Origin of the sequence: Pseudomonas sp. WS 5010 (assembly GCF_012985565.1) — a bacterium.
Taxonomy (GTDB): domain Bacteria; phylum Pseudomonadota; class Gammaproteobacteria; order Pseudomonadales; family Pseudomonadaceae; genus Aquipseudomonas.
This window is the reverse complement of record NZ_JAAQWQ010000016.1, coordinates 1-25,890: the sequence shown is the minus strand read 5'-3', so window position 1 is coordinate 25,890 and position 25,890 is coordinate 1. Positions and strand designations below refer to the sequence as shown.

The window sequence follows — 25,890 nt, the reverse complement described above, 5'->3', positions numbered from 1 at the left end:
CTCAAGGGCTCACTTTCCTTTTTGGAGACTCCAGATGCCCCATAAAAACACCATCTGCCTCTGGTTTGACGGCGCCGCACTGGAGGCTGCCAGGTTCTACGCCGCCACATTCCCGGACAGCACAGTCGAGGCCGTACACAAGGCGCCGGGCGACTATCCCGCGGGCAAGCAGGGCGATGTGCTGACCGTGGAGTTCACCGTCATGGGCATCCCATGCCTGGGCCTCAATGGCGGATCGGGTGTCCAGCACAACCAGGCGTTTTCATTCCAAGTTGCCACTGACGACCAGGCTGAGACGGATCGCCTGTGGCAGGCGATTGTCGGCAATGGCGGCGAGGAAGTTGCCTGTGGCTGGTGCCGCGACAAGTGGGGCCTTTCCTGGCAAATCACCCCGCGCATGCTCATGGCGGCGATCATCCATCCCGACCCCGCGGCGGCCAAGCGTGCATTCGGTGCAATGATGGGCATGGTGAAAATCGACATCGCGGGCATCGAGGCGGCGCTCAAGGGTTGATGAAACCCTGGTATAACGTGCGTTTTCAATACAGGAACGGCAAGGGAATGCAGATGAAACTGACGGCCCAGAGGCTGGTCGAGCTGGCGATGGCCAACCCCATCAACGCTCAATTGACCGCGCGTCTGCCAGCCCTTGGCCTGGACCAATGCCTGTTGACGGCGGGTTGCCTGTTCCAGTCGGTATGGAATCATCAGGCCGGGCTCAGCCCCGATTGGGGGGTGAAGGATTACGACGTGTTCTACTTTGACACCGATATGTCCTGGGAAGCCGAGAATGAGGTGATTGAGCGCGCCAGCGAACTCTTGCGCGACCTGGATGCGAACATTGAAGTGAGGAACCAGGCGCGCGTGCACCTGTGGTATCCACAGCGGTTCGGCATGCCTTACCCGCAGTTGCACACAGCCCGTGGCGGGGTGGATCGCTACCTGGTGGCGGGCACCTGTATCGCCTTGGCCGTGGACACTGGCGAAATCTATGCGCCCTACGGCCTGGCCGACATCGGGCAGGGAATACTTCGACTCAACCCCATCACCCCGCAGCCAGAGCTGTTCGAGCACAAGGCCAAGAGCTATCAGGCTCGTTGGCCATGGCTCAGGATTGAGGCCCCATAGACTAAACTGCGAAACCTGGCTTGCCAGTGATGGTGATAATCCAAAGGCTTTAACACCGGTGTTTGCCGCGACACAGGCAGGTGATTTTGCTGTTCTGCGTGCTGGCAGGGTGCCACAATGCCATTTTGTCGCAGCACTAGGGATCAGGCGAATCAAATGAATGGCCTTGGGCGTGAGCAGGACCAGGATTTGTTTATCGAAGAGCAGGTGCGTACCGACCGCTTGCATCAGCTGTTTCGCCAATCCTTTTCTGCGGTTTTTGGCAGCTATCTGGCCGCTGGCATGCTGTGCTGGCTGTGCTGGGACCGGCTTGAACCGCGCCTGATGATCGGCTGGCTGGCATTGCTGGCCGGCTCGTCGCTGCTGCGTTTGTCGATGTTCCTCCAGTATTTTCGCAGCCCCAAAAATGAGCGCACGCCGCAACGTTGGGAGCGGCATTATTGGCTCACCCTGGTGCTGTCGGCTGGAATCTGGGGGCTGGGCGCCTTTGCGGTGATGCCCGCCGATGACCGGTTGACCCAGGCGCTGGTCATGCTCTTTGCCGTGGGCATGTCGGTCAGCGCGGTCTCGTGCTACTCGGCCTATCGGTACATGACCATAGTGTCCATGGCCCTGGTGTTGTTGCCCTGTACCCTGTGGCTGCTGCTTCAACCGTCCAAGATGCAGACGGGCATGGCGGTCGCGGTGCTAGTGTTCTCGTCATTTGTCGTGGGCGCCTCGCGCAAGTTGTCGCAGGCACTGGAGACGGCGTTTCGCCTGACCCGCGAAATAGAGCGGGCCCACAGTATTTCAACGCGCGCCGCCCAGACCGACGAACTCACCGGGCTGATGAACCGCCGGGCGTTTTTCGAGCAGGCCCAGGTGCTGTATGACCAATGCAAGCGTACGCACCAGCCACTGAGCGCGCTGATGCTGGATATGGATCACTTCAAGACGATCAACGATACCTACGGCCACCAGGCTGGAGACCGGGTGTTACGGCAGATTGGCCAGGTGATCAGGGCGTCGTTCCGCCAGGCTGACGTGTACGGGCGCCTGGGGGGCGAGGAGTTTGCGGTGTTGTTGCCAGACACCACCCTGGAAGTGGCCCGGGAGATCGGCGAGCAACTGATCCTGGCCATTGCGGGCCTGACTACCGACCCTGGGCTGGACCTGACCGCGAGCCTGGGCGTGGCCTCGACCCATGCCGTGGGTGACGACTTGCAGCATTTACTGAACAGCGCCGACAAGGCCCTGTACCGCGCCAAGGCCATGGGGCGCAACCAGGTGGCGGTCGCGTCCTAGCCTCAATCCTTGCCCATCGCCCTGGCCAGCACTCGTGAAATCTGGTCGGCGGAGTAGGGCTTGGCCAGGAACTCAAAGCCGTCATAGCCGGACTTGGCCAGCTCTTCGCTGTAACCGGAGGTGAGGATCACCGGCAGCTCGGGCCGGCGCCGGCGCAATTCCCTGGCCAGTGCCACGCCGCCCATGCCCGGCATCACCACGTCGGAAAACACCCCGTCGAACGCCCGGGCATCCGGGCCGATCATCTCCAGGGCTTCTTCGGCATGGGTGGCCCACACCGTCTGGTAGCCCAGGTCCTGCAGGATCTGGTTGGCGAAGCGGCCCACTTCCAGGTTGTCTTCCACGATCAGGATGCGCCGGCGCACGGCGTCCGGGTCCAGTTCCAGGGGGGGCTGGAGGGTGCAGTCGTGGATCGCTTCGGGCTCCACCTGCGGCAGGTACAAGGTAAACACGGTGCCCTTGCCGAGCACACTGGCGACATCGACGTTGCCTCCCGATTGCTTGGCGAACCCGAATACCTGCGACAACCCAAGCCCGGTACCTTTGCCAACCTCCTTGGTGGTGAAGAACGGCTCGAAGATGCGTTCAAAGGTCGCCCCGGCAATCCCGCTGCCGGTGTCCGCCAGGGAGATCGCGACAAAGGCTTTGCTCGAGCCGCCATGCCCGCGTATGCACGGCAGCGGCTGGTCTCTTTCCAGGCGCAGCACCAGCGTGCCCTGGCCGTCCATCGCGTCCCGGGCGTTGAGGGCGATGTTGATCAGGGCGGTTTCAAACTGGCTGGAGTCCGCGCAGACATAACAGGCCAGTTCAGGCAGTTCGACGCTGACATGGATCCGCGCGCCGGTGACCGTCTCCAACATGTCGCCGATGTTCTTTACGCGCACGCCGACATTGAACACTTGCGGGTTCAGCGGTTGGCGCCGGGCAAAGGCGAGCAATTGGCTGGTCAGCTTGCTGGCACGCTCTACGGTATCGGTCACGGCACTCATATAACGCTGGCGGCGTTCTTCGGGCAGGTTGGGCATGCGCAGGAAGTCGACCGAGGAGCGAATGATCGTCAGCAGGTTGTTGAAGTCGTGGGCCACACCACCGGTCAACTGGCCAATGGCTTCCAGCTTTTGCGACTGACGCAACGCCGCCTCAGTCTGGTTAAGCAGAGTGGTGCGTTCCACCACCCGCTGCTCCAGGGTCGCATTCAAATCGGCCAGCGCCGACAAGCCCTCGCGAACGATGGCATCGGCCCGCACCCGTTCGATATGGGCCCAGGAGCGTTCGGTGACTTCACCCAGCAGCGCCAGGTCGTAGGAAGACCAGCGGCGCGGGATGCGGTCGTGAATGGCCATCAGCGCGGTCAAGCGCCCGGACTTGATCAAGGGCATGCAAATGGTCGCCGTCACGCCAATGGCCTGGAAGGTCGCGGCTTCCTCGGGCGTCAGTTCCGTCAGGTTGTCGTTGATGATCAACGGCTCGCCGGCCTGCAGGCGCTCGACCGCCAATTGGCCGAAGTCGGCCAGGCGGTAATTTCCGACGATGCTCGGCGAGCCTTCTGCGGCCCAGTTGTCGCGGATGGTAAAGCCGTCTTCATCGGCCTCCATGTCTGCATAAGCGCAGTTGGACAGGTTCAGGTGGGTCGCCAGGATCCGTGTGGTGGCGGCCATGATCGCCGCCGGATCGGTGGCATTGGCCACCCCATTGCTGATTGCATCCAGCACGGCGAGGCGGCGGGCCATGAACACGGAGTTGGTGGTTTCGGTGACGGTATCGAGAATGCCCACGACCGTGCCGCCGGCATCGCGGATCGGGCTGTAGCAAAAGGTGAAATAGGCCTGTTCCGGTGCGTCACCGCGCTCGATGATCAGCGGGAAATCTTCGATAAACGTAGCGTGCCCGGCAAATGCGGCGTCGGCGATCGGGCTGATCTGGCTCCAGGCTTCCTGCCAGATGGTACTGAAGGGCTGGCCCAGTGCGTCGGGCTTGTTACCGAGGATCGGCAGGAACGCGTCGTTGTACAGGGTAACCAAACCCGGCCCCCAGACCACCGCCTGGGGAAAATGCGAAGCAAGGCTCAGTGACACGGTGGTCTTGAGCACATCCGGCCATTGGTCCATTGGCCCCAGAGGGGTGCTGGCCCAGTCATGGCGGCGAACCCGTTCGGCCATTTCACCGCAGCCTTGTAGCCAGTCTGTCATCTACTCAACACCTAGTTCGTCCCACGCTGCGATATGGCACCGCAATATCAAACAACAGACCCGGGCAATGCCCGGCAGTTCAGCGCTACTGCACGCCTAGCAGCGCGGTCCAGTAAATTCCTGCGTCGCTTTTTGGATCCAGCCCATAGGCCGCGCCCAATTCGCGAAATTGCGGGTTCATCAGGTTGGCGCAATGCCCGGGGCTGGCGAGCCAGCCATCGACCACTTTGCGCGGCGTATCAAGGCCAGCGGCAATATTTTCGCCGATCTGCTGGGCGGCATAACCGGCCAGTTCCGCGCGGTCGCCCGGGGTTCGGCCGTCACGGTCCAGGTGGTCGAAGAAGTTATGGTTGGCCATGTTGCGTGCATGACTGTCGGCGGCGCTCGCCAGTTGCGCGTTCCAGGCCAGCGGGGTGGTGGCTGCGAAGGCCTTCTCGCCACATTGGCGCGGTTGCTTGCGGGCGGCGTTGACCATCTCCAGCAGCTGCGGGCCGGCCTCCTGGGAACTGGCCAGGCCCCGGCTCAACAGCGGGCGGGCGAGGACAATGCGCCAGTCCTGGCCATTGTTGCTGACGCCGATATCGACGAATTGTGGGTCCAGCACTACCCGGCAGAAACTCTCGCGCACCGCTTTCATCGCCGATTGCGCGTCGCGCGGGCCGGACAGGCTGATCGCTTGCACATTCACCATCGGGTAGGCCGCCTGGGCCAGGTCCTGCTGCAAATCGCCGACATTATTGACCGGCAGTACCAGGCGCGGGTCGACCGCCAGCGGCGGCAACTCTTGGGAACCCTGGTCGGCGCAGCGCTGCAATTGGCTGCGGTACTGGTTGATCGAGTCGATCAATTGACTCTCTTCGCTCGCCGACGCCGTGGCGCAAAACGCCAGACTGGCGGCCAGCGTGGTAACACCCATCATCAATGACAGAACGCGCATGGACGTTTCCCTTGAGCATGAAAGTGCCCATGATGCGCGATCAAGGGGCGCAGATGCACCCCTTGGACAACATTTTGCCCCTAGTTCTTGAATGCCGAGTGCTTGCGGCCCTGGTCACACAGGGCAAACACCACCACCAGCACCGAGGCGATGGCGAGGATGATCACCACGCCATCCGTCGAGTGTGTGGTCGAGGCGGCCACCATCGACAAGGCACCCAGCGGCGCCAGGCCACCGGCGATGGCCGTACCGATTTCACGCCCGGTACCGAAGCCTGAAGAGCGGGTCTGGGTCGGGAACTGGCGGCTGAGGAACGAACCCTGTGGCGCGAACATCATGGGGGCGAGGATCCCGGTGCCGATCCCGATGGCCAGGTAGATCATCAGGCTTTCCCCGGTGTTCAGCAGCGCCAGGAACGGGTAGGCGAACAGCAGCGACAGCACGCCGCCCAGCACCAGTACCGACTTGCTGCTCCACTTGTCACACAGCCAGCCGAAGCACGGCACGGCGACAATCGCCACCAGGCTGGCGATGGTCACCGACAGCGAAGTGACGTGCACATCCACACCCTTGAACTGGGTGAGGTAGGCCAGGGAGAAGGTCTTGAAGATGTAGCTGAGGGCGTTGTAGCCAATTGCCACGAAGAACACCACCGCGAGGCCCTTGAGGTCGTTCTTGAACAGTGCCTTGAGCGGCGAGACCTTGGCCTTGGCCGGCTCCTTGCTCAGCTCCTTGAACTCCGGGGTTTCCGGGATACTGTTACGTACCCACAGGCCCACGCCCACCAGGGCGATGCTGCAGATAAACGGGATGCGCCAGCCGCCGGCCAGCAGGAACTCATTGCCATTGATGGTCAGCAGGTACACGGTCAGCGATGACAGCAGCAGGCCCAGGTTCAAGCCCAGCGCCGGCCAGGCACCCTGGCTGCCGCGCTTGCCTTCTGACGCATGCTCGTAGGACGTGACTGCCGCGCCCGACAACTCGGCGCCGGCACCCAGGCCCTGGATGATACGGATAAACACCAGAATGATCGGCGCCCAGATACCAATCGAGGCGTAGCTGGGGATCAGGCCGATCAGCGTGGTGCACACGCCCATCATGCAGAAGGTCAACACCAGCACATGTTTACGACCGAACTTGTCACCCAGGTAGCCGAACAGAATGCCGCCGAAAGGGCGGGCGATGAAGCCGATGGCGAAGGTGGAGAACGCCATCAGGGTCGCGGTCTTCGGGTCGCTGTTATCAAAGAAGATCTTCGAAAAGACAATCGCCGCCATGGTTGCGTAGAGGTAGAAGTCGTACCACTCCAGCATCGAACCGAAGATCGTGGCGGCAGCGACCTTACGCAGGCGTTTCTTGGTTTGTGCCGGGGTTTCCACCGTGGCGGGGTTGTGGGCTTTTGCCGTCATGCTGTACTTCCTTCTCAGTCATTATATTTATTAGGGTGTTGCGAACGCGCTCAAATGTGGGAGCTGTCGAGCCTTGGCGAGGCTGCGATGGCGGTGGCTCAGGCGATATATTGGTTGCCTGTGCCGCCGCTATCGCAGCCTCGCGGGGCGAGACAGCTCCTACAGGGGGTATTTAGTTGGGGCTGAACATGCGGTCGGCGATCATTTCGCCAATCGGAATGGCCGAGGTGGCTGCCGGTGAGGGCGCGTTACACACATGCAACATGCGCGGCGTCTGGGCGAACAGGAAATCGTGCACCAGGCTGCCGTCGCGCATCACCGCCTGGGCGCGGATCCCGGCTTCGTAGGGCAGCAGGTCGTCGAGTTCCAGGGACGGACAATACTTGCGGCATTGCTCCAGGTAGCCGGATTTGAACAACGAGTTCTTCATTTCCACGCTGCCCGAGCCGAGGTTCTGCCAGATGGTTTTCCAGAACCCGGGGAAGCGCGCGTACTCGGCCACATCCTTCCAGTTGACGGAGAACTTCTTGTAGTTCTCCCGGCCCAGGCCCAGCACGGCATTGGGGCCGACGGTGACGCTGCCATCGATCATGCGGGTCAGGTGCACCCCCAGAAACGGCAGTTCCGGATCGGGGATCGGGTAGATCAAGTGGTTGACGATGTTGTTCTTTGACGCGGGCAAGCGGAAATACTCGCCCCGGAACGGGATGATCTGGTGGTCGATATCGATCCCGGCCAGGGTTGCCAGGCGGTCCGATTGCAGGCCGGCGCACACCACCAGGTGCCGCGCCTGCCAGGCACCGTCGTGGGTGCTGACGGTGACTTTGTCGCTGTCTTCGGCAATCGCCGTCACGGTTTTTTCCAGGCAGATCTCACCGCCATTGCGGCGAATCACCCCGGCCATGGTTTCGCAGACCTGGCGGTAGTCGACAATCCCGGTGGCATCCAAAAACAACCCGCCAAGGCCGACAATGTTCGGCTCGCGGGCACGCAACTGCTCGGCGTCGAGGCGCTCGACCTTCATCCCGTTGAGTTGCGAGCGCGCATAGAGTGCTTCCATGCGCTGCACTTCCAGGGCGGTGGAGGCCACCAGCAACTTGCCGCACACCTCGAACTTGATCCCATGTTCGCGGCAGAACTGTTTGGTGGCCTCGGCGCCGCGCTTGCACAGGTCGGCCTTGAGGCTGCCCGGCGCGTAATAGATGCCGGCATGGATCACGCCGCTGTTGTGGCCGGTCTGGTGCTTGGCCAGCAACGCTTCCTTTTCCAGGATCACCAGGGACGCGTTGGGCTGGCGCTTGAGCAGCTCCATCGCGGTGGCCAGGCCGACAATGCCGCCGCCGATGATGCAAAAGTCATAAATCATGTGGGCTACCTAAATCAGTACATTTCAGTCTGCTTATCAGGTTGTCAGACTAATGTTTTTGTTAAAAAAACGGCGCGCCCGCAGGCACGCTTTATCGGTCTTGGGTCGATCAGTGGGTAGCGGGCAGCTCCAGTTGCAGGCGCTTGGCGGCCGCGCGCAAATGCGCTTCGGCGGCCGCGGCGGCGCCTTGGGGATCGGCGTCGACGATGGCCTGGTACAGCGCCTGGTGTTCCTGGGTGGCATCGGCCGAGCCGCTGGCAAAGCGCGAGGCGGAGTTTTCCCAGGCGGTCTTGCGCGCGCTGGCCAACTGGCTGCGCAAAAAGTCGTGGAAGGCGACGAAGTATTCGTTTTTGCTGGCGTCGGCGATGGCCCGGTGAAACTCCACGTCGGCCAGCGCTGCAGCTTCAAAGTCGGCGCGCTTGTCGTGCATTTCCTGCAAGGCGCGTTTCATGCGTTGCAGGTCGCCCGCGTCGCGGCGTTGGGCAGCAATGGAGGCCGCCTGGGTTTCGATCCACAGGCGCACCTCGAACATTTGCGCGAGGTCAGGGCGCCGGCCGTTCTTTTCCGGAAAGCGGAACACCGTGCCGGCCGGGGTCTGCGAAATAAACGAGCCCAGGCCACGCCGGGCGGTCAGTACACCATCGGCCTTGAGCTGGGCAATCGCTTCGCGCACCACCGAACGGCTGACATTCAGCTGTTCCGCCAACTGCTGCTCGGTAGGCAGGCGCGACTCGGGCGCCAGTTGTCCGGAGTCAATCTCGGCCCGTATGGCGCTGACAACACGCACGACGAGGGAATCTGGACGCTGGAGCTCAAGCATGGCAAAACCTAGGTAATCAGGTTGTCAGACAATAGCCGTTACGATTTTCCCTTGTCAAGGCGCTGTGCTGGCTTGCAGCGTTTTTACCCGGCGCGTGAAGGCCAACAGCAGCGCCAGCGCGACCAGCCCCGAGGCCACCCCGAAGGCCATGTGCAAGCCCTGGCCAACCTCTGGTGGCAGGGCAGAATGGATATCGCCCGTGCCCCAGGCAAACACTGCACCCAGTGCCCACGCGCCGATTATCAGGCCCAGATTGCGCGACAGGTTCAGCCAGCCTGCAATCACCCCGCGTCGACCCGCCGACACATTGCTCATCACCGCCGTGTTGTTGGCCGCCTGGAATTGCGCGTAGCCCAGGGTGAGGATCACCAGCGCGCCGATGTAACCGGCGGCGTCCAGGGGCATCAACGCCAGCACCAGGCAGCCGGCCAGCATGCACAGCAGACCACCCAGCGTGGTGGCGTAGCTGCCGCAGCGGTCGGTCAGGCGCCCGGCCGGTACACCCGCCAGCGCCGCGCTACAGGGGCCGACGGCCATGGCCAGGCCCATTTGCGCGGGGTCGAGTCCGAGGCCATGGCTCAGGTAAAACGGCCCGGCGACCAGGGTGGTCATCATCACCGCCGCCACCAGCGTACTCATGCCAAGCCCGGCGCCCAGGGCGCGGTCATGGAGTGTCGCGAATAGACTGAAGCGGCCAGCGCCCGAGGCTTGTAGATCGCTATCGGCCGGTGTGCCTCTTACCAGCACACAAGCGAGGGCGGCCAACGGCAGCATCACTAGAAACAGCGCGCGCCAGCCAGACGCGGCAATCAGCGCGCCACCAATGGCCGGCCCCAGGCCGGTGCCTACCGCCGACAGGGTCCCCAGCAACCCCATGACGCGCCCGGTCTGCTCTTTGGGGACGGTGGCCGCGACCAGCGCCATGGTCATTGCCAGCATGATCGCCGCGCCAAACCCTTGCAGTGCCCGCGCCGCGACCAACATGCCCAGGGACGGCGCGGTACTGCACAGGGCACAGGCCACGGCGAACACCAACAGGCCCGCCAGCAGCAGGCGGCGATGGCCGAAGCGGTCGCCCAGACGGCCCACGCCTACCAGCACGGCAGTGGTCGCCAGCAAGTAGCTCAGCACCACCCACTGCACCGCGGCAAAGGTTGCAGCAAAGGCCTCGGCCATCTGGGGCAGGCCGACATTGGCAATGCTGGTGCCCAGCGAGGCCAACAACATGCACAGCGACAAACCGGCGAGTGCGCCGCGTGGGGTAGGGGATGTCATGGGATGTCCTCGTGCTGCACCGTGGCCGTTGCCCGCAATCTACGGCGTCGCCTAACATGGCGGAAGACGCATCGGTTGCACTCTATACATGCGTCAAACGCCTGATGAGGATTGCCGCCGTGTCGCTGCCTGACTTCAACCTGCTGATTACCCTGGACGTACTGCTCACCGAAGGCAGCGTCGCCCGTGCCGCCCAGCGCCTGGGCCTGAGCCCCTCGGCCATGAGCCGCGCGTTGGCGCGGCTGCGCCAAACCACCGGCGACCCCTTGCTGGTGCGCGCCGGCCGTGGCCTGGTGCCGACGCCACGCGCCCTGCAACTGCGCGAGCAGGTCAGCCAACTGGTGCAGGATGCCCAAGCGCTGTTGCGGCCGCTGCAGGTCCTGGACCTCAAGGGCCTGGTGCGCACCTTTGTGCTGCGCACCAGCGAAGGTTTTGTCGAAAGTTTCGGCCCGGCGCTGATCGCCCGTGTCGCCGAACAGGCACCCGGGGTGCGCCTGCACTTTGTGCACAAGCCCGGTGCAGCGCTGCGCGACAGTGGGGTGGACCTGGAAACCGGTGTGGTCGATAGCACGGCCAACCCGGAAGTGCTGACCCAGTTGCTGTTTCGCGACCGTTTTATCGGCGTGGTACGCGCCGGCCACCCACTGAGCCAGGGCCCCATCACCACCGCGCGCTACGCCGCCGGCCGGCATATCTATGTGTCGCGGCGCGGGCGCGAGCGTGGGCAGATTGACGATGCCCTTGAGGCCTTGCACCTCACGCGGGACGTGGCGACCATCGTCACCGGGTTCTCCACGGCCGTGGCCCTGGCGCAAAGGACCGACCTGATCGCCAGCGTTCCCGAGCGCTATACCCGCGGCCTGCGCGATGGCCTGTGCAGTTTTGCCCTGCCGGTGCAAGTCCCTGAGTTCAGCGTGGCGATGCTCTGGCACCCACGCCTGGATGCCGACCTCGCGCATCGTTGGTTGCGCGGCTGTTTGCGCGAGGTGTGTGGCGCAGAACAGGTACAATCCCCGCTGCCTTGATTGCGAAAGACCAGGAAACAGGAATTCGATGTTCACCCTTACTCACTACGCCAGCCCATGCCCAGAGCCCGTCAACAGCCAGATCCTGCAGATGGTGGTCGACTACCTGACTGATATCAGCATGGTCGCCATCCCGCCGAGCAACCTGCTGTACAACGTCTACCAGTATGCAATCGGCTACGAAGTGCACCTGTACCTGGAAGCGGTGGGCGGGGCCAAGGGCATTGCGGTCGAGCTGATCGTCGCGATGGATGAGCAGGACCCGGCCAAGGTCATCGGCTTCTTGCTGTACCTGCCGGTCAAGGACGATCCCGAGGCCTGCGGCGTGGCCTATATGGCCGTGCATGCCAGCCACCGCCGCCAGGGCGTGGCGCGGGCGATGATGGACGAGATGCTCGGCCGCTACCCCCATGGCGAATTGACCTGCGCGGTGGAAAAAGTCCCGGCGTTCGAAGCCATGGGTTTCCAGGTGCGCGGCGTGCGTGGCACCCAGGTGTTGATGAACACCCGCGACTACAGCACCGATGGCCTGATGGGCGTGTTGGATGTGGCGTCGATCTACAGTTCGCTGGAGGTGCGGCAAATCCACACCTACCTGCTACACAAACACGGCAAGCGCGCGATGATCGATGCCGAGAAACAGCGTGACCGGCATTTTGACCAGATGACCCGCAAGGCCCAACTGTTCGTACAAACCCGCTGCGCCCTGTAGGAGACGGCAAGCCGTAATGTCGTTCAGTTAAGCGCAGATCCCCTGTGGGAGCGGGCTTCCCCGCGATGGCGTCATGTCAGTCGGTATATCTGTCGACTGACACTCCGCTATCGCGGGCAAGCCCGCTCCCACATTTGATCTGCGCTGCTTTGAGCATTGCGTTCGCTTAACTGAATGGCATTACAGGGTTGGGGTGTCGCGGAAAAGGTCGTGGGCATCCAGCAGCCGATAGGCAATCTCCGGCCGCTTCTCCATCCCTTTGCGGATTGCTGCCGGAATCGACTGCCGGGTCTTGCGACACAGGCCCGGCAGTTCGTCGATGACGATCTGGATCCCGCGCATGCTTTTGACTTCGGTATGCCCCGGGGCGATGTGCACGCGGATGCCCAGTTGCTGGTGCATCAGCTGTTGCATGCGTTCCAGGTCGGCCAGGCTTTGCAGGTTTTCCAGGCGTTCGAGCAGCTTTTTTTCTTCCTGGCGGGTCAGTTGCAGGATGCGCTGGTCGGTGCCGGGCGCCTCGAGCAGTTGCTCGCGCTCGCAGTCACATACAGCAGGTGGGCAGGGCTGGCGAATTGTCATGATCACTCCCTCCCCACGCTGGTGCTGACGGCTCAGTAGGTCAGTTGCACGCCCAGGCTGCCCAGGGCGTTCCAGTACTCAGGATAGGTCTTGCCCACGCAGTCCGGGTCCTGAATCTTGATGCCCGAGACTTTCAGCCCCGCCAGCGCAAAGCACATGGCGATGCGGTGGTCGGCGTGGGTGTCGATCAGCGCGGTGCACGCAGTGCCGGCCAACGCCGGATCGCTGGCGACCAGCAAGTCGTCACCGATGATGGTCGCCAGGCCCGGGCGAATTTCGTTGAGGCCGTCATGCAGCGCCTGGACGCGGTCGCACTCCTTGACCCGCAGGTTGGCCAGTTCGGTGAAGCGCACCGGCGTATTGTTGAACGCCGCCAGCACCGCCAGGGTCGGGATGGCGTCCTGCATCTGCGAGCCGACCACCGTGGCCGGCATCTGCGGGAACTGGGCGATCACGGCCTGGGCCTTGGCGTCGGGCTGGGTGAAATCCTGTGCGGCGACGCCCAGGTCGATGCTGCCGCCGGTCAGCACTTCGGCGGCCCACAGATAGGTGGCAGCAGAAGCGTCGGGTTCGATCAGGTAATCATTGGCGGTGTAGCCGGTCGGGGCCACGCGCCAGGTGCTGTCGTTGACCACTTCCACCTGGGCGCCAAACGCGCGCATGCAATCGAGGGTCAGGTCGACATAACCACGGGCGCCGATGTCCTTGCCGGTCAGGGCCACCTCGATCGGGGCCTCGCCGCAGGCCGCGAGCATCAACAGCGCCGACACGTACTGGCTGGACAGGCCGCCGTCGATCTCGAAGCGCTTGGCCTGCACCTTGCCGCGACCATGCACGGTCACGGGCGGGCAGCCGGTGGGGCTTTGTACCTGGATGCCGTTCTGGTTCAGGGTCGCCAGCAGCGGGCCGATAGGGCGCTTTTGCATGTACGCGTCGCCATCCAGTACCACGCTGCCGTCCACGGTCGCCACGGCGGCTGTGAGAAAGCGCATCGCGGTGCCGGCGTTGCCCAGGAACAACGGTTGCGCCGGCAGTTGTAGCTTGCCGTGGCCGGTGACGACAAAGGTCACGTCATCCGGCTCATCAATGGTCACGCCCATCTGGCGCAAGGCCACGGACATATGCCGGGTATCGTCGCTTTTCAGCGCGCCGCTCAGGCGGCTGGTGCCCTTGGCCAGGGCCGCCAGCAACAGGGCGCGGTTGGTAATGGATTTGGAGCCGGGAGGCGCTACCTTGCCGTGCAATGGAAAGTTGGGCGGTGTCACGGTCACGGTTTTCTGCGAACTCAAGGTACAAGGCTCCTGATTCAAGGCGCGGTGGCTGGGAGTGGCCGGCTGGCGGAGACGAATAATCGACCATCCGGCACGGCAGGGTCAAATCGTGGCGCAGGTTTAACCGCGCTGGCTCAACCAATAGGCATGCAAGGCCCTGGCGGCCGGTTCGATGCGCGCGACGTGTTGTTGGTGGGCCGGGACATCCAGGTCGGCCGGCAATTCGAAGTTGTCCTGCTCGGCGCACCAGGAGATGGCTTCGAACTGTGCCGCCTGTTCGCTCGGCAGGGGCGGCCATTCGCTGATCGCGGCGCCACGGATATAGCCAAAGCACCATTCTTCCGCGAGGGTCAACGGCAGGCCCTGGTCTTCGGTTTGTTCAAAACGCGCCTGGAAACCCTCGGCATCGGTGGCCAACTGCAGGGCAATGCTATTGAGATGGCGGGTGCACAGGTCGATGAACTGCCCCAGCTCTTCCTTGCTTTCCCATGCCGGGATCTGGCCTCCCCAGATGGCCGGGAACCAGATGGCAACCTCCACCGGTGCCGGGCCGGACACCAGGGCGGTGAAGTAACCATCGAGCTCGGCCAGGTTCAACACCGAGTTGTCGTCGCCGTACTTGAGCAGAATGTCTTCGATGAACTCGAAATCGGCAGGGGCGAGGGCTTGGTCGTGCATGAACATATCCTTTGAGCGTCAAGCGCCGCAGTTAAGGCGGCGTAAAACGCGGAGGGTGGCGCGAGTCGGCGTTTTAATCCAGTGCTAGATCACCTTCACCGCGCGGCCAATCGCCTGGATCGGCCCGGTCGGCTTACCGGTCGGCGAGCCATTGGGGCCTTCCAGGGTCATCTCGAACAACTGGTTCGGCGCCAGCGGTGGCAGTTTGTCCAATGGGATCGACAGGCTCTGCCCCGGCTTGACCAGCCCCAGGGAAACCGGGGCTTGCCAGTCCTCACCCTTGGTCCAGAATTCCAGTGCCTTGTCTGCCGGTATTTCCATCACGCCCAGGGGGATCAGTTGGATTTGCTGACTGTCGCTGGCCTGGACCACCCAGCCGGGCGCCTGGCTTTGCGGGGCCATCAGCACCACCACGTAGGCGGTAGGGTTGACGGCAGCGGGGCGGGCCAGCAGCAGCGCGGCCAGGACCAGGCTGGCCAACAAGCCAGCACCGGCCAGGCCACGCCACAGCGCCAGCAGGTTCCACCACGGCACCGACGGCGTATCGCCCACCGCGCGATGGCCCAGGCTGCGCTCAATGCGCCGCCACAGGTAGGGCGACGGCGCCACCGGCGCGGCCAGTTCGGTCAGCGGCAGCAGGCGCTGTTCCCAGGCATCCACCGCCGCCCGCAAGGGCCCATCGTGCTCCAGCCGTTGCTGCACGTGCAGGCGTTGCTCGGCTGCCAGGGTGCCCAGCACGTATTCGCTGGCCAGTTCGTCCAATTCGTCGGGAGTCATGCCATGCACTCACGCAAGGCCGCGAGGCTGCGTTTGATCCAGGCTTTGACAGTCCCCAGCGGGGTGCCCAGTTTCTGTGCGATTTCACTGTGGGACAGGCCGTCGACATACGCATGCAAGATACAACTGCGGCGCGACGGCTCCAGGTGTTCCAGGCACTGGTAAACCTTGGCGCTACGGGCACGGTATTCGAAATGCGCGGCGCTGGATTCAGCCACCAGTGTGTGTTCATGCTCGTCGCTGAGCGCGACTTCACGGCCCGTTTTACGCATGACGTTGAGCGCCATATGCCGGGTCACGCTATACACCCAGCCACGGGCCGAACCCCGGCGCGGGTCGAAGCCGCCGGCGCCGTTCCAGATGTTGATAAACGCCTCATGCACGATGTCCTCCGCCAGCGCCGTATCCCGCGCAATGCGCTTGGCCACGCCGAGCAGCCGGGCGCAATCCTGTTCGTACAACTGACGCAAGGCGTGCTGTTCGCCGCGGGCGCAGGCCAACAGGCAGGCTTCATAGTCAAAGAGAGGTTCGGGCAAGGACTGGGGCCGCCTTTTCAGGGTCAATCCCCGGCCGCGAATGGCCGGGGTGCTAGCGCAGCAGCTTAGACGAGTTTTTTTGCCAGGCGCATTATTTGGCCGCCCAGAAGATGTAGTCCGCCTGGTACTTCACCACTTCCTGCTTGCCCTTGTTGGCGGTGCTGCATTCGGCGCTCGGCGCCACGCCACCTTTGAGTGCCACGCGCTGGATATAGCTGACACCGCTCATTGCACCCTTGCCTTCGGCGGGGTTGGCCTTGACCAGTTGATAGGGCAGGTTGCCCGCGCTGGACGGCGCTACGGCCAGTTGCGTGCCGGTGACTTTCGAACCGTCCTGGGCCTGCCAGGTGGCGGGCGGGCCGAAGTAGGTGCCCACCTGTTTGCCGCTACGATCATTGAGTACTGCCTTGGGGCCGACGAACACCCATTCGGTCTGGCCGGCAGCGTTGGCCTTGTCGCGGCATTCGTAGGTGATTTCGCCGACACCCGTGGTTTGCATGGTCACCTTGTGGCCATCCGGCACTTTGATGCTGTCGGGCAGGGTGGCCTGGGCAAAGGCTGTTGGGGCGGCGATAAGCAGGCAGGTCAGGCAGAGCAGGGGTTTAGTGTTCATTGGTGTCTCTCCATAAGGGTGAACAGCAAAGCAGCGCAAGGGCTACTTCCTGTACTACTCATGGCGCGGCTGACTGGATGCACGGCGCGACAAATAAATCTGTGAGCTGAAAAAGGAATAAAGTCAGATCGTATTGATATAAGTCGTTATAAGAAAAATCGCTATGCTGCCGCCAGAATTTTATAAGGCCGCAGGTAGTTGTAATGGATGTGGGTAATTTTGGTTTTGTAGTTGCAGGCCTGATCGTTGGTTTTATCGTCGGTATGACCGGCGTCGGGGGTGGGTCGCTGATGACTCCGATCCTGTTGTGGTTTGGCATCAACCCGGCCACGGCCGTGGGCACCGACCTGCTGTATGCAGCCATCACCAAGTCCGGCGGGGTGCTGGTGCATGGCAAGAACAAGAATATCGACTGGACCATCACCGGCTGGCTGACCCTGGGCAGCGTGCCGGCGGTGTTGCTGACGTTGTGGTTCCTCAAGAGCCTGCACACCGATCCGAGCGCGATGAACGAGGTGATCAAGCAAGCCCTGGGTGTGGTGCTGTTGCTGACGGCCCTGGCGATTCTGTTCAAGAAAAAACTCTTGGCCTTTGCCCAGCACCATGCAGGCGACCACTACCATATGAGCCCGCGCAATCTCAACGGGCTGACGGTATTCACCGGTGCGATCCTCGGCACCATGGTCGCCCTGACGTCCATCGGTGCCGGCGCCCTGGGCACCGTGGCGCTGTTTATCCTGTACCCGTTCCTGGCCACCAAACGCCTGGTGGGCACCGAAATCGCCCACGCAGTCCCGCTGACCCTGGTCGCAGGCCTAGGGCACGCGAGCATGGGCAACATGGACTGGCATTTGTTGGGGTTCTTGCTGATGGGTTCGCTGCCGGGGATCTACGTTGGCAGCCACATGTCAGGCCGGGTGCCGGACGAACTGCTGCGCCCGTGCCTGGCGGTGATGCTGGGGTTGATTGGTTTCAAGCTGGCGTTCTGACCCTGCCCACACTCTGTTATCGATCGCAGGGTGTCAGGTACCGAGCGTTATATTGAGGATTATCGCTGGCAAGCCAGCTCCTACAAGGGATTGTGCTTTTGTAGGAGCCGGCTTGCCGGCGATGGCGCCGCACATCATGCCTTACGCGATTTATCCAACCACTCCACCGCCGTGCGCCAGATACAAATCCCCAGGAAGTACGCCGACATCAACAACCACAGGCCCATGGTCAACGTGTTGGTGTACGGCCGGTCGATCACCAGCAACAGGCTGCACAGCAGCCACACCGTGGTCACCGCAATATTGATCGGCATAAAGCGCTTGACCCGGAACGGGTGCAGGAACTTCATCGGAGTGACTGTCAGCAGCGCCAGGCCGATCACCGTGGCCAGGGTGATCCAGGCGTCCGGATCGATGATGTAGACACACAGCGCCACCACGTTCCAGGCCGCCGGGAAGCCTTGGAAGTAGTTGTCCTTGCTCTTCATATTGACGTTGCAGAAGCAGAACAGCGATGACACCAGGATCACCGAGACGGTGAACAGGTGGGTGAAGTCCGGCAGGTCGATATAGCGGTAGATGAACAGCGCCGGGATAAACACATACGTCAGGTAATCGATCACCAGGTCGAGCACCGAGCCATCGAAGCTTGGCAACACGGTCTGCACATTGACCCGCCGCGCCAGCGACCCGTCCACGCCATCCACGATCAACGCCAGGCCCAGCCACAGCAGGCAGGCCTTGGGCTGGTTCTCCAGCAGCGCCAGCGTCGCGAGGAAGGCCAGCACCACGCCGGTGGCGGTAAAACCATGGGCGCCCCAGGCTTTGAGTCTGGCTACATGCAGGGTCGATATCACAGGGGCGTTCTCCAAAAGGTGAAACAGGGCAGCCGACGGCGAGTTAGCGTCGAATCTGGCCAAGGGATGCAAGTATCGACCGGGAAGGTGGGGATAAGGTTCACCACCACGGCGTTAGGTCTAGGGTAGCAAGCGTTGACGGATTCGGCATCAGCCCTGACGGAACACCAGGGCCTTCAAGCCACTTTGCGGATCGATATCAGGAAATTCCGGCGGGTTTGCCAGGCGCTGCTCAAAGCGCAGCCCCGGTGCTTCGCGGGTGACGCCCTCGATGAGGAAATCTTCGCCCAGCGCCGGGTCATTCATGCAGGCCAGTACCGTGCCTTGGGGCGTCAGCAGGTCCGGCAGGCGGCGTAGTACGCGCTGGTAATCCTTGGTCAGCAGGAAGCTGCCTTTCTGGAAGGACGGCGGATCGATGATCACCAGGTCGTAGGGGCCGTTGCCGGTGACCTTGGCCCAGGACTTGAACAAGTCGTGCCCCAGGAAACTCACCTTGCCCAGGTCATGGCCATTGAGCCGGTGGTTGTCGCGACCCCGGCTCAGGGCGCCACGGGCCATATCCAGGTTGACCACATGCTCGGCGCCGCCCTCGATGGCGGCCACGGAAAACCCGCAGGTGTAGGCAAACAGGTTCAATACCCGCAGGCCATGGGCGTGCTCGCGCACCCAGTTGCGCCCGTAGCGCATATCCAGAAACAGCCCGCTGTTCTGCTTTTTGCCCAGGTCGATGCGATAACGCAGGCCGCCTTCGGTGATGGTCAATTCGTCGACCATCTGCCCCCACAACCATTCGGTGGTGCTTTGCGGCAGGTAGCGATGTTGCAGGGCCAGGGTGTGGGCGCCGGCCTGTTGCCATTCGCCGCTTTCGCACAGCTCACGCAACTGGTGTTGCAAGGCTTGCAACTGCGCAGGCTCTGGCTCCTTGAACAACGAGACCAGCACCACGCCTTGCAGCCAATCCACGGTCAATTGTTCCAGGCCCGGCCAGCAGCGGCCCCGGCCGTGGAACAGGCGCCGGGTTTCTGTGGGCACGTCGCGCAGGGCTTCGAGCAAATGGGAATGGAGCAGGGCGAGGGCGTCTGGGGTCATCGGGCAGCGTCGATCATTAAACGGGCGGCATTTTAAACACAATTGCGGTGTTTCAGGTGGTTGGAGCACAACGTGCTTTTAATCAGCTGTGTTTAAGCGTTTTGTGCTGCAAATCGCCGCGCCACTTGGCCAGAACAGTCAAAAAATCCTTTTGGGCAGACATAAACTGGAAAAAACAGCTCGGAGGTGCCCATGAACGGTTTCGTAAAGACAGTCAATCAAACAGCCATTGACCAGCAAGAGCTCACCGAGTGGCGCGATGCCCTGGACTCCCTGGTACGCCACGCCGGCCCCGAACGTGCGCGGGAGATCCTCGATATGCTGGCCGACGCCGGCAACACCCCGGCCATCGGCTGGAAGCCGCGCCATGGCACGCCCTACATCAACAGCATCAGCGTTGCCCAGCAGCCGCACTTTCCCGGCGACCTGGCCACCGAAGAGCGCCTGGCCTCGCTGGTGCGCTGGAACGCCCTGGCCATGGTGGTCCGCGCCAACCAGGCCTATGGCGAATTGGGTGGCCATATCGCCAGCTATGCCAGCGCGGCGGACCTGTTCGAGGTGGGCTTCAACCATTTTTTCCGTGCGCGCCACGACAACGTCGGCGGCGACCTGGTGTTCTACCAGCCGCATTCCGCGCCTGGTATTTACGCGCGGGCGTTTCTTGAAGGGCGCTTGAGCGAGCAGGACCTGGCCCACTATCGCCAGGAGCTGGGCGCCGTCAAGGCCGGTGCCCGTGGACTGTCCAGCTATCCGCACCCGTGGTTGATGCCGGACTTCTGGCAGTTCCCCACCGGTTCCATGGGCATTGGCCCGATCAGTTCGATTTTCCAGGCGCGCTTTATGCGTTACCTGCACCATCGTGGCTTGCAGGACACCACCGACCGCCACGTCTGGGGCGTGTTCGGCGACGGCGAGATGGATGAGCCGGAAAGCATGTCGGCCCTGACTCTGGCGGCCCGCGAAGGCCTGGACAACCTGACCTGGGTGGTCAACTGCAACCTGCAGCGCCTCGATGGCCCGGTGCGTGGCAATGGGCGGATCATTGACGAACTGGAGGCGCTGTTTGCCGGTGCTGGCTGGAACGTGATCAAGCTGGTGTGGGGTTCGGATTGGGACGCCTTGCTGGCCAAGGATGAGGATGGTGCGTTGGTGCGCACCTTGTCCCAGACCGTGGACGGGCAGTTCCAGACCTTTGCCGCCAAGGACGGTGCCTATAACCGCGAGCACTTCTTCGGCCAGAGTGAGTCCCTGGCCAAACTGGTGGCCGGCTTGAGCGACGAGCAGATCGACCGTCTCAAGCGCGGCGGCCACGACATGCTGAAAATCCATGCGGCCTATCACGCCGCGCGGCGGGTCAAGGGGCGCCCCACGGTGATCCTGGCCCAGACCAAGAAGGGCTTTGGCATGGGCGAAGCCGGGCAGGGCAAGATGACCACCCACCAACAGAAAAAACTCGACCGCGATGCGCTGATCGCCTTTCGCAACCGCTTCCAGTTGCCCTTGAGCGACGAGCAGACCGAATCCCTGAGCTTCTACAAACCCGCCGCCGACAGCGCAGAGATGCGCTACCTGCACCAGCGTCGCGCCGCCCTCGGCGGTTATGTGCCCAGCCGCAGCCAGCACGCCGAGCCGGTGCCTGTGCCGCCGGTGAGTGGCTACGGCGGCTTCGCGACCCAGGCCGAAGGCAAGGAAATGTCCACCACCATGGCCTTTGTGCGCATGCTCAGCAATTTGCTCAAGGACAAGGCCCTGGGCCCGCGGATCGTGCCGATTGTCGCCGACGAGGCACGCACCTTCGGCATGGCCAACCTGTTCAAGCAGATCGGCATCTACTCCAGCGTCGGCCAGCGCTACGAGCCCGAGGACATCGGCTCGATCCTCAGCTATCGCGAAGCCACCGACGGGCAGATCCTTGAGGAAGGCATCAGCGAAGCCAGTGCTATCAGTTCCTGGGTCGCGGCGGCTACCAGTTACTCGGTGCATGGCTTGCGCATGCTGCCGTTCTACATCTACTACTCGATGTTCGGCTTCCAGCGCGTGGGCGATCTGATCTGGGCCGCCGCCGACCAGCGCGCCCGGGGCTTTTTGCTCGGTGCCACGGCAGGGCGGACCACCTTGGGCGGCGAGGGCTTGCAGCATCAGGACGGCAGCAGCCATCTGATGGCGGCGACCGTGCCCAACTGCCGCGCCTACGACCCGGCATTCGCCGGCGAATTTGCGGTGATTCTCGACCATGGCATGCGCCAGATGCTTGAGCACGATGTGGACGAGTTCTACTACGTGACCCTGATGAACGAAAACTACCCGCAGCCGAGCCTGCCCGAGGGCGTCGAGGCGGCGATCATCAAGGGCATGTACCGCCTCGATGGCAGCGCCGGGGCCAAGGTGCGCCTGCTCGGCTCCGGCACCCTGGTGCGCGAGGCCCAGGCCGCCGTGCAGTTACTGGCAGACGATTGGCAGATCGCCAGCGAGGTGTTCAGCGTGACCAGCTTCAGCGAACTGGCCCGCGATGCGCGCGAGGTGGAGCGCTGGAACCGCCTGCATCCGCTGCAAGAACCGCAGCGCAGCCACCTGGCGACCTGCCTGCCCGAGGGTGCGCCAGTGGTTGCAGTGTCGGACTACGTGCGCGCCGTGCCACAGATGATCGGTTCCTACCTGGGTTCCAGCTACACCGTGCTGGGCACCGATGGCTTCGGGCGCAGCGACACCCGTGCGGCGTTGCGCGACTTCTTCGAGGTGGACCGCCACCACATCGTGCTCGCCGCGCTGGCCGCCCTGGTGGAGCAGGGCAGCCTGGAGGCGCAGGTGTGCCAGCAGGCGATTGAACGTTACGGCCTGCACACCGAGCGTGCGGCGTCCTGGACCCACTGACACCTCAAGGTATATGAGGACTCATTGTAGGAGCGGGCTTGCCCGCGATGGCGTAGTGTCAGTTGATGCATAGGTGACTGACCCACCGCCATCGCGGGCAAGCCCGCTCCCACACAAGCCCGCACACAGGGTTTGTGGTGTGCTTTAGAGAGTGGCTATCAACTGGGGCCCAAACGCCTCACGCAAAAAATCCGGCGCGATATAGCGCTGGTAATGCGCCTCCGATAGCAGGAAAAACTCCCGATCAATCGCATCACGCAAATCCGCCAGGTGCCGCTCACGAAACTCGGGCAGCAACACCAACCCGTACGCATCCAGCCGGGAAATCAGCCGTGCGCCCCGGGCAATCAACTGATAGGCCCAGCAATACGGCGACTGGTGCGGCATAAAGCGGATCTTGCGCTCCTCCAACTGTTGGCGCAGGCGCGCAGGATCAAACACCTCCAGCTTGCTGGCCATGACCTGCACCAGCAACTGTTCGAGGCGCAGCCAGACCGCTTGTTTTTCCTCGGCGCTGTAGCCATTCCACTGAATGACTTCATGGTGATAGCGCTTGCAGCCACGGCACACCAGGTCGCCATACACGGTGGAACACAGGCCGACGCACGGCGTCTTGATGGTTTGATTGGACATAAAAACCGCGTCTTTCCTAATCCACTACAAAAGGGTTCACGGGCGCTCCATGGCGCTGAACTGTTGGTTCAACCATTGATACAACTGGGTGACCGCCCGCGACATCTGCCCGCGATGGGGGCAGGCGAAACTCAAGGGGTACACATCCCCGGGAATCTCTGGCAGCAGCACCACCAAGCGCTGCGCCTGGACATCGGCGTACACATCCAGCCAGGTCTTGTAGGCGATGCCTTCACCGGCCACGGCCCAGCGCCGCACCACATCGGCGTCGTCGCTGAACAAGGGGCCCGCGACCTGCACGGTCTGCCCGCCCAACTCCCAGCGGTCATGCAGACGACTGTTTTGCAGGTACAGCAGGCACGGGTGGTGCGTCAGTTCGTCGGTGGACGCGGGGGCGCCGTGGCGCGCCACGTAGTCCGGCGAGGCCACCAGCACCCGGCGGTTCCAGGGCGCCAAGGGCAGAGCGATGTAGTTGGCGTCCTCGTTCCAGCCATAACGCAGGGCCACGTCCACGGGGTCGCGAAACAGGTTGGTGACCTGGTCCGACACCAAAAAGCGCAAGGTCAGTTCTGGATGCAGGCGGCGGAACTCGGTGAGCATCGGCAGCAGGATGTTGCGCCCCAGGTCCGACGGCGCGGCGATCTGCAACGTGCCCCGCAGCGGCGCGTCATCGCCGCGCAAGCGTTCGCGGCCCAGCTCCAACTGCTCCAACACGCTGCGGGCGGTGGGCAGGTACTGTTCGCCTTCGGCACTCAGGCGCAGGCTGCGGGTGGTGCGGGTAAACAGCCGTACTTCCAGTTCCCGCTCCAGGCGCTTGATCGCTGCCGCGACCTGGCCCGGCAACAGGTTGGCCTCCACCGCAGCGGCGGTGAAACTGCCCAGGGCGGCGCTGCGCAGGAACAGCCCGAGATCATCGATGCGGATCATTTTCACTCCAGAAATGAAAGTGTTGCTGCATTTTGTCGATTTTTCTTCGTCCTGGGAACGGTAAAAATGCACGCCATCGAGGGCCATCGTCCCTCATCACTTGTGAGTTCCCATGAAAGCAATCACCTTTACCGAACATGGCCTGCCCATCGACGACCCACGTTCGCTGATCGACGTGAACATCAACGCCCCCCAGCCAGGCCCTCGGGACCTGCTGGTGGAAGTGCAGGCTGTGGCGGTCAACCCGATCGATACCAAGGTGCGCGCTGGTACCTACGCCCAGGAATCGAAAATCCTCGGCTGGGATGCAGCGGGTATCGTGCGCCAGGTCGGTAGCGACGTGAGCTTGTTCAAGCCAGGCGATGCGGTGTACTACGCAGGTTCCTTGATCCGCGCAGGCAGCTACAGCGAATTCCAGGTGGTCGATGAGCGCATCGTTGGCCACCGGCCACGCACGCTGGACGCGGCCCACGCCGCTGCCTTGCCGCTGACTTCGATCACTGCCTGGGAGTTGCTGTTCGACCGCCTTGGTGTGACTGAAGGCGCAGGCGAGGGTGATGTGCTGTTGGTGGTCGGGGCCGGTGGTGGCGTGGGGTCGATCCTGGTGCAACTGGCCCGCCAACTCACCAAAATGACCGTGATCGGCACCGCCTCGCGCCCGGAGACCATCGAGTGGGTCCAGCGCATGGGCGCCCATCATGTGATCGACCATAGCCGGCCGATGCTGGCCCAGCTCCAGGCATTGGGGGTCGATGGGGTCAGCCATGTCGCCAGCCTCACCCATACCGAGGAGTACCTGGCGCAATTGGTCGAAGTGCTGCGCCCCCAAGGGCGGCTGGGGTTGATCGATGACCCGGACAGCCTGGACGTCATGCCGCTCAAGCTCAAATCCCTTTCCTTGCACTGGGAGCTGATGTTCACCCGCTCGCTGTTTGAAACGGCGGATATGATCCAGCAGCACCACCTGCTCAACCGGGTGGCGCAGTTGATCGACCAAGGCGTGTTGCACACCACTCTCGGTGCGCATTTTGGTGCGATCAACGCGGCCAACATGCGCAGCGCCCATGCCCTGGTGGAAAGCGGCCAGGCGCGGGGTAAGATTGTGCTTGAGGATTTCCAATGAACACCCTGATCAAAGCCCTGGGCTTATCGCTGTGCGTAATGCTCGCCGCATGCGCCAGCCAACCTACCAATGGAGTCGCCAGCATGAGCAAACCCCTGATATCCATCGCCGTACTCAAGGCCAAGCCGGGCCAGGAACAAGCGCTCAAGGCCGGCCTGCTGGCCTTGGTCGAGCCGACCCGCACCGAGCCAGGCAACCTGGATTACGTGCTGTTCGAACTGCGTGATGAGCCGGGCACGTTCTATATGCGTGAAGCGTTCAAGAACCAGGCGGCCCTCGATGCGCATTTTGCGATGCCGTACTTCCAGCGCTTTGCCGCCACGGCGGATGACTTGCTGCTGGAACCTCTGAAGCTGATCTTTCTTGAGCAAGTCTCCAACTGATGCGTGCGCCATCGCCGGCGAGCCGGCGATGGCCTGCGATCAATCCCAGCTCAACGCCCCACCGGTCTGATACTCGATCACCCGGGTCTCAAAGAAGTTCTTCTCTTTCTTCAAGTCCATGATCTCGCTCATCCACGGGAACGGGTTGGTGGTGCCTGGGTATTCTTCCTTCAAGCCGATCTGCGACAGACGACGGTTGGCGATGAACTTGAGGTAGTCCTCCATCATTGCCGCGTTCATGCCCAACACGCCGCGCGGCATGGTGTCGCGCGCGTATTCGATCTCCAACTGAGTCCCTTGCAGGATCATCTGGGTCGCTTCTTCCTTCATCTCGGCATCCCACAGGTGTGGGTTTTCGATTTTGATCTGGTTGATCACGTCGATGCCGAAGTTCAGGTGCATCGACTCATCGCGCAGGA

General features: G+C 62.7%; 26 protein-coding genes. 9 read left to right on the top strand and 17 right to left on the bottom strand.

Annotated features, from left to right (window positions below):
- The first annotated feature begins 34 nt into the window (after positions 1 to 34).
- The 3 genes from HBO11_RS27900 (at position 35) to HBO11_RS27890 (ending at position 2,412) form a co-directional block, all read left to right on the top strand.
- Entirely contained in the window at positions 35 to 514 is a 480-nt protein-coding gene (locus HBO11_RS27900; protein ID WP_169957043.1) for a VOC family protein, read from the top strand.
- A gap of 53 nt (positions 515 to 567) precedes the next feature.
- Positions 568 to 1,128 carry a nucleotidyltransferase family protein gene (locus tag HBO11_RS27895; protein WP_169957044.1) on the top strand — a complete coding sequence of 187 codons (561 nt, stop codon included), beginning with the start codon at positions 568 to 570 and terminating at the stop codon, positions 1,126 to 1,128.
- A 156-nt stretch (positions 1,129 to 1,284) separates the two neighbouring features.
- Positions 1,285 to 2,412: a GGDEF domain-containing protein gene (locus HBO11_RS27890; RefSeq protein WP_169957045.1), complete on the top strand. Its 1,128-nt coding sequence runs from the start codon at positions 1,285 to 1,287 to the stop codon at positions 2,410 to 2,412.
- Positions 2,413 to 2,414: 2 nt separating this feature from the next.
- On the opposite strand, the gene HBO11_RS27885 is transcribed toward HBO11_RS27890, so the two are convergent.
- From HBO11_RS27885 to HBO11_RS27860, 6 genes are all read right to left on the bottom strand, one after another.
- The gene (locus HBO11_RS27885; RefSeq protein ID WP_170058020.1) at positions 2,415 to 4,601 is read right to left on the bottom strand and encodes a response regulator; all 2,187 of its coding nucleotides are present in this window, start codon (positions 4,599 to 4,601) and stop codon (positions 2,415 to 2,417) included.
- Positions 4,602 to 4,686: 85 nt separating this feature from the next.
- Positions 4,687 to 5,538, bottom strand: coding sequence for a CAP domain-containing protein (locus HBO11_RS27880; protein WP_169957046.1), 852 nt, complete (start codon positions 5,536 to 5,538; stop codon positions 4,687 to 4,689).
- Positions 5,539 to 5,618: 80 nt separating this feature from the next.
- On the bottom strand, positions 5,619 to 6,947 hold the full coding sequence (locus HBO11_RS27875) for an MFS transporter (protein WP_090290982.1): 1,329 nt from the start codon (positions 6,945 to 6,947) through the stop codon (positions 5,619 to 5,621).
- 172 nt (positions 6,948 to 7,119) lie between these two features.
- The gene (gene lhgO / locus HBO11_RS27870; protein WP_169957047.1) at positions 7,120 to 8,313 is read right to left on the bottom strand and encodes an L-2-hydroxyglutarate oxidase; all 1,194 of its coding nucleotides are present in this window, start codon (positions 8,311 to 8,313) and stop codon (positions 7,120 to 7,122) included.
- Positions 8,314 to 8,422: 109 nt separating this feature from the next.
- Positions 8,423 to 9,133 (bottom strand): FadR/GntR family transcriptional regulator, encoded by a 711-nt coding sequence (locus HBO11_RS27865; protein WP_029295107.1) that lies wholly within the window; start codon positions 9,131 to 9,133, stop codon positions 8,423 to 8,425.
- 54 nt (positions 9,134 to 9,187) lie between these two features.
- Positions 9,188 to 10,408, bottom strand: a complete 1,221-nt coding sequence (locus HBO11_RS27860) for an MFS transporter (protein WP_169957048.1) — start codon at positions 10,406 to 10,408, stop codon at positions 9,188 to 9,190.
- Positions 10,409 to 10,527: 119 nt separating this feature from the next.
- Between HBO11_RS27860 and HBO11_RS27855 the strand changes: the two genes are divergently transcribed.
- Together HBO11_RS27855 and HBO11_RS27850 are read left to right on the top strand one after the other, a co-directional pair.
- A complete protein-coding gene (locus HBO11_RS27855; protein WP_169957049.1) occupies positions 10,528 to 11,433 on the top strand; it encodes a LysR family transcriptional regulator in 906 nt (301 codons plus the stop codon).
- A 28-nt stretch (positions 11,434 to 11,461) separates the two neighbouring features.
- Positions 11,462 to 12,145 (top strand): GNAT family N-acetyltransferase, encoded by a 684-nt coding sequence (locus tag HBO11_RS27850; RefSeq protein ID WP_169957050.1) that lies wholly within the window; start codon positions 11,462 to 11,464, stop codon positions 12,143 to 12,145.
- Positions 12,146 to 12,325: 180 nt separating this feature from the next.
- Here HBO11_RS27850 and HBO11_RS27845 read toward each other — a convergent pair whose 3' ends face one another.
- From HBO11_RS27845 to HBO11_RS27820, 6 genes are all read right to left on the bottom strand, one after another.
- A complete protein-coding gene (locus HBO11_RS27845) occupies positions 12,326 to 12,724 on the bottom strand; it encodes a hypothetical protein (RefSeq protein ID WP_169957051.1) in 399 nt (132 codons plus the stop codon).
- A gap of 32 nt (positions 12,725 to 12,756) precedes the next feature.
- Positions 12,757 to 14,013, bottom strand: coding sequence for a 3-phosphoshikimate 1-carboxyvinyltransferase (gene aroA / locus HBO11_RS27840; RefSeq protein WP_169957052.1), 1,257 nt, complete (start codon positions 14,011 to 14,013; stop codon positions 12,757 to 12,759).
- A 102-nt stretch (positions 14,014 to 14,115) separates the two neighbouring features.
- On the bottom strand, positions 14,116 to 14,673 hold the full coding sequence (locus HBO11_RS27835; RefSeq protein ID WP_169957053.1) for a UPF0149 family protein: 558 nt from the start codon (positions 14,671 to 14,673) through the stop codon (positions 14,116 to 14,118).
- Positions 14,674 to 14,757: 84 nt separating this feature from the next.
- Positions 14,758 to 15,450: an anti-sigma factor gene (locus tag HBO11_RS27830; RefSeq protein ID WP_169957054.1), complete on the bottom strand. Its 693-nt coding sequence runs from the start codon at positions 15,448 to 15,450 to the stop codon at positions 14,758 to 14,760.
- Positions 15,447 to 15,986, bottom strand: a complete 540-nt coding sequence (locus HBO11_RS27825; protein ID WP_169957055.1) for a sigma-70 family RNA polymerase sigma factor — start codon at positions 15,984 to 15,986, stop codon at positions 15,447 to 15,449. The genes HBO11_RS27830 and HBO11_RS27825 overlap by 4 nt, the downstream gene beginning before the upstream one ends.
- A 91-nt stretch (positions 15,987 to 16,077) precedes the next feature.
- Entirely contained in the window at positions 16,078 to 16,599 is a 522-nt protein-coding gene (locus tag HBO11_RS27820) for a DUF3455 domain-containing protein (protein WP_169957056.1), read from the bottom strand.
- A gap of 203 nt (positions 16,600 to 16,802) precedes the next feature.
- On the opposite strand from HBO11_RS27820, the gene HBO11_RS27815 reads away from it, so the two are divergent.
- Positions 16,803 to 17,588 (top strand): sulfite exporter TauE/SafE family protein, encoded by a 786-nt coding sequence (locus tag HBO11_RS27815; protein ID WP_169957057.1) that lies wholly within the window; start codon positions 16,803 to 16,805, stop codon positions 17,586 to 17,588.
- 134 nt (positions 17,589 to 17,722) lie between these two features.
- Here the strand turns inward: HBO11_RS27815 and pcsA are convergent, their stop codons facing one another.
- Positions 17,723 to 18,445: a phosphatidylcholine synthase gene (gene pcsA / locus HBO11_RS27810; RefSeq protein ID WP_169957058.1), complete on the bottom strand. Its 723-nt coding sequence runs from the start codon at positions 18,443 to 18,445 to the stop codon at positions 17,723 to 17,725.
- A 150-nt stretch (positions 18,446 to 18,595) separates the two neighbouring features.
- Positions 18,596 to 19,534, bottom strand: coding sequence for a class I SAM-dependent methyltransferase (locus tag HBO11_RS27805; protein WP_169957059.1), 939 nt, complete (start codon positions 19,532 to 19,534; stop codon positions 18,596 to 18,598).
- A 192-nt stretch (positions 19,535 to 19,726) separates the two neighbouring features.
- Here HBO11_RS27805 and mdeB point away from each other — a divergent pair, with 192 nt between their 5' ends.
- Complete coding sequence (gene mdeB / locus HBO11_RS27800) at positions 19,727 to 22,405, top strand: alpha-ketoglutarate dehydrogenase (RefSeq protein ID WP_169957061.1); 2,679 nt, start codon at positions 19,727 to 19,729, stop codon at positions 22,403 to 22,405.
- Between the two features lie 144 nt (positions 22,406 to 22,549).
- Here mdeB and HBO11_RS27795 read toward each other — a convergent pair whose 3' ends face one another.
- The gene (locus tag HBO11_RS27795) at positions 22,550 to 23,038 is read right to left on the bottom strand and encodes a DUF1289 domain-containing protein (protein WP_169957062.1); all 489 of its coding nucleotides are present in this window, start codon (positions 23,036 to 23,038) and stop codon (positions 22,550 to 22,552) included.
- 36 nt (positions 23,039 to 23,074) lie between these two features.
- Positions 23,075 to 23,965 (bottom strand): LysR substrate-binding domain-containing protein, encoded by an 891-nt coding sequence (locus HBO11_RS27790; RefSeq protein ID WP_169957063.1) that lies wholly within the window; start codon positions 23,963 to 23,965, stop codon positions 23,075 to 23,077.
- Positions 23,966 to 24,077: 112 nt separating this feature from the next.
- Here HBO11_RS27790 and HBO11_RS27785 point away from each other — a divergent pair, with 112 nt between their 5' ends.
- Both HBO11_RS27785 and HBO11_RS27780 read left to right on the top strand, forming a co-directional pair.
- Positions 24,078 to 25,088: a zinc-binding alcohol dehydrogenase family protein gene (locus tag HBO11_RS27785; protein WP_169957064.1), complete on the top strand. Its 1,011-nt coding sequence runs from the start codon at positions 24,078 to 24,080 to the stop codon at positions 25,086 to 25,088.
- Positions 25,089 to 25,171: 83 nt separating this feature from the next.
- Positions 25,172 to 25,471 carry a putative quinol monooxygenase gene (locus HBO11_RS27780; protein ID WP_169957065.1) on the top strand — a complete coding sequence of 100 codons (300 nt, stop codon included), beginning with the start codon at positions 25,172 to 25,174 and terminating at the stop codon, positions 25,469 to 25,471.
- Positions 25,472 to 25,510: 39 nt separating this feature from the next.
- Here the strand turns inward: HBO11_RS27780 and HBO11_RS27775 are convergent.
- Positions 25,511 to 25,890 (bottom strand): ribonucleotide-diphosphate reductase subunit beta (locus tag HBO11_RS27775; protein WP_170058888.1); only part of this gene is annotated, 380 nt, incomplete at its 5' end.

Coding starts and splice junctions, on each gene's coding strand:
- HBO11_RS27785 (WP_169957064.1), top strand. CDS start 24,078: ATGAAAGCAATCACCTTTACCGAACATGGCCTGCCCATCGACGACCCA.
- HBO11_RS27790 (WP_169957063.1), bottom strand. CDS start 23,965: ATGATCCGCATCGATGATCTCGGGCTGTTCCTGCGCAGCGCCGCCCTG.
- HBO11_RS27805 (WP_169957059.1), bottom strand. CDS start 19,534: ATGACCCCAGACGCCCTCGCCCTGCTCCATTCCCATTTGCTCGAAGCC.
- HBO11_RS27835 (WP_169957053.1), bottom strand. CDS start 14,673: ATGCACGACCAAGCCCTCGCCCCTGCCGATTTCGAGTTCATCGAAGAC.
- HBO11_RS27850 (WP_169957050.1), top strand. CDS start 11,462: ATGTTCACCCTTACTCACTACGCCAGCCCATGCCCAGAGCCCGTCAAC.
- HBO11_RS27815 (WP_169957057.1), top strand. CDS start 16,803: ATGGATGTGGGTAATTTTGGTTTTGTAGTTGCAGGCCTGATCGTTGGT.
- HBO11_RS27875 (WP_090290982.1), bottom strand. CDS start 6,947: ATGACGGCAAAAGCCCACAACCCCGCCACGGTGGAAACCCCGGCACAA.
- HBO11_RS27820 (WP_169957056.1), bottom strand. CDS start 16,599: ATGAACACTAAACCCCTGCTCTGCCTGACCTGCCTGCTTATCGCCGCC.
- lhgO (WP_169957047.1), bottom strand. CDS start 8,313: ATGATTTATGACTTTTGCATCATCGGCGGCGGCATTGTCGGCCTGGCC.
- HBO11_RS27880 (WP_169957046.1), bottom strand. CDS start 5,538: ATGCGCGTTCTGTCATTGATGATGGGTGTTACCACGCTGGCCGCCAGT.
- HBO11_RS27865 (WP_029295107.1), bottom strand. CDS start 9,133: ATGCTTGAGCTCCAGCGTCCAGATTCCCTCGTCGTGCGTGTTGTCAGC.
- HBO11_RS27885 (WP_170058020.1), bottom strand. CDS start 4,601: ATGACAGACTGGCTACAAGGCTGCGGTGAAATGGCCGAACGGGTTCGC.
- HBO11_RS27830 (WP_169957054.1), bottom strand. CDS start 15,450: ATGACTCCCGACGAATTGGACGAACTGGCCAGCGAATACGTGCTGGGC.
- HBO11_RS27845 (WP_169957051.1), bottom strand. CDS start 12,724: ATGACAATTCGCCAGCCCTGCCCACCTGCTGTATGTGACTGCGAGCGC.
- HBO11_RS27895 (WP_169957044.1), top strand. CDS start 568: ATGAAACTGACGGCCCAGAGGCTGGTCGAGCTGGCGATGGCCAACCCC.
- HBO11_RS27890 (WP_169957045.1), top strand. CDS start 1,285: ATGAATGGCCTTGGGCGTGAGCAGGACCAGGATTTGTTTATCGAAGAG.
- HBO11_RS27780 (WP_169957065.1), top strand. CDS start 25,172: ATGAGCAAACCCCTGATATCCATCGCCGTACTCAAGGCCAAGCCGGGC.
- HBO11_RS27900 (WP_169957043.1), top strand. CDS start 35: ATGCCCCATAAAAACACCATCTGCCTCTGGTTTGACGGCGCCGCACTG.
- mdeB (WP_169957061.1), top strand. CDS start 19,727: ATGAACGGTTTCGTAAAGACAGTCAATCAAACAGCCATTGACCAGCAA.
- HBO11_RS27795 (WP_169957062.1), bottom strand. CDS start 23,038: ATGTCCAATCAAACCATCAAGACGCCGTGCGTCGGCCTGTGTTCCACC.
- HBO11_RS27860 (WP_169957048.1), bottom strand. CDS start 10,408: ATGACATCCCCTACCCCACGCGGCGCACTCGCCGGTTTGTCGCTGTGC.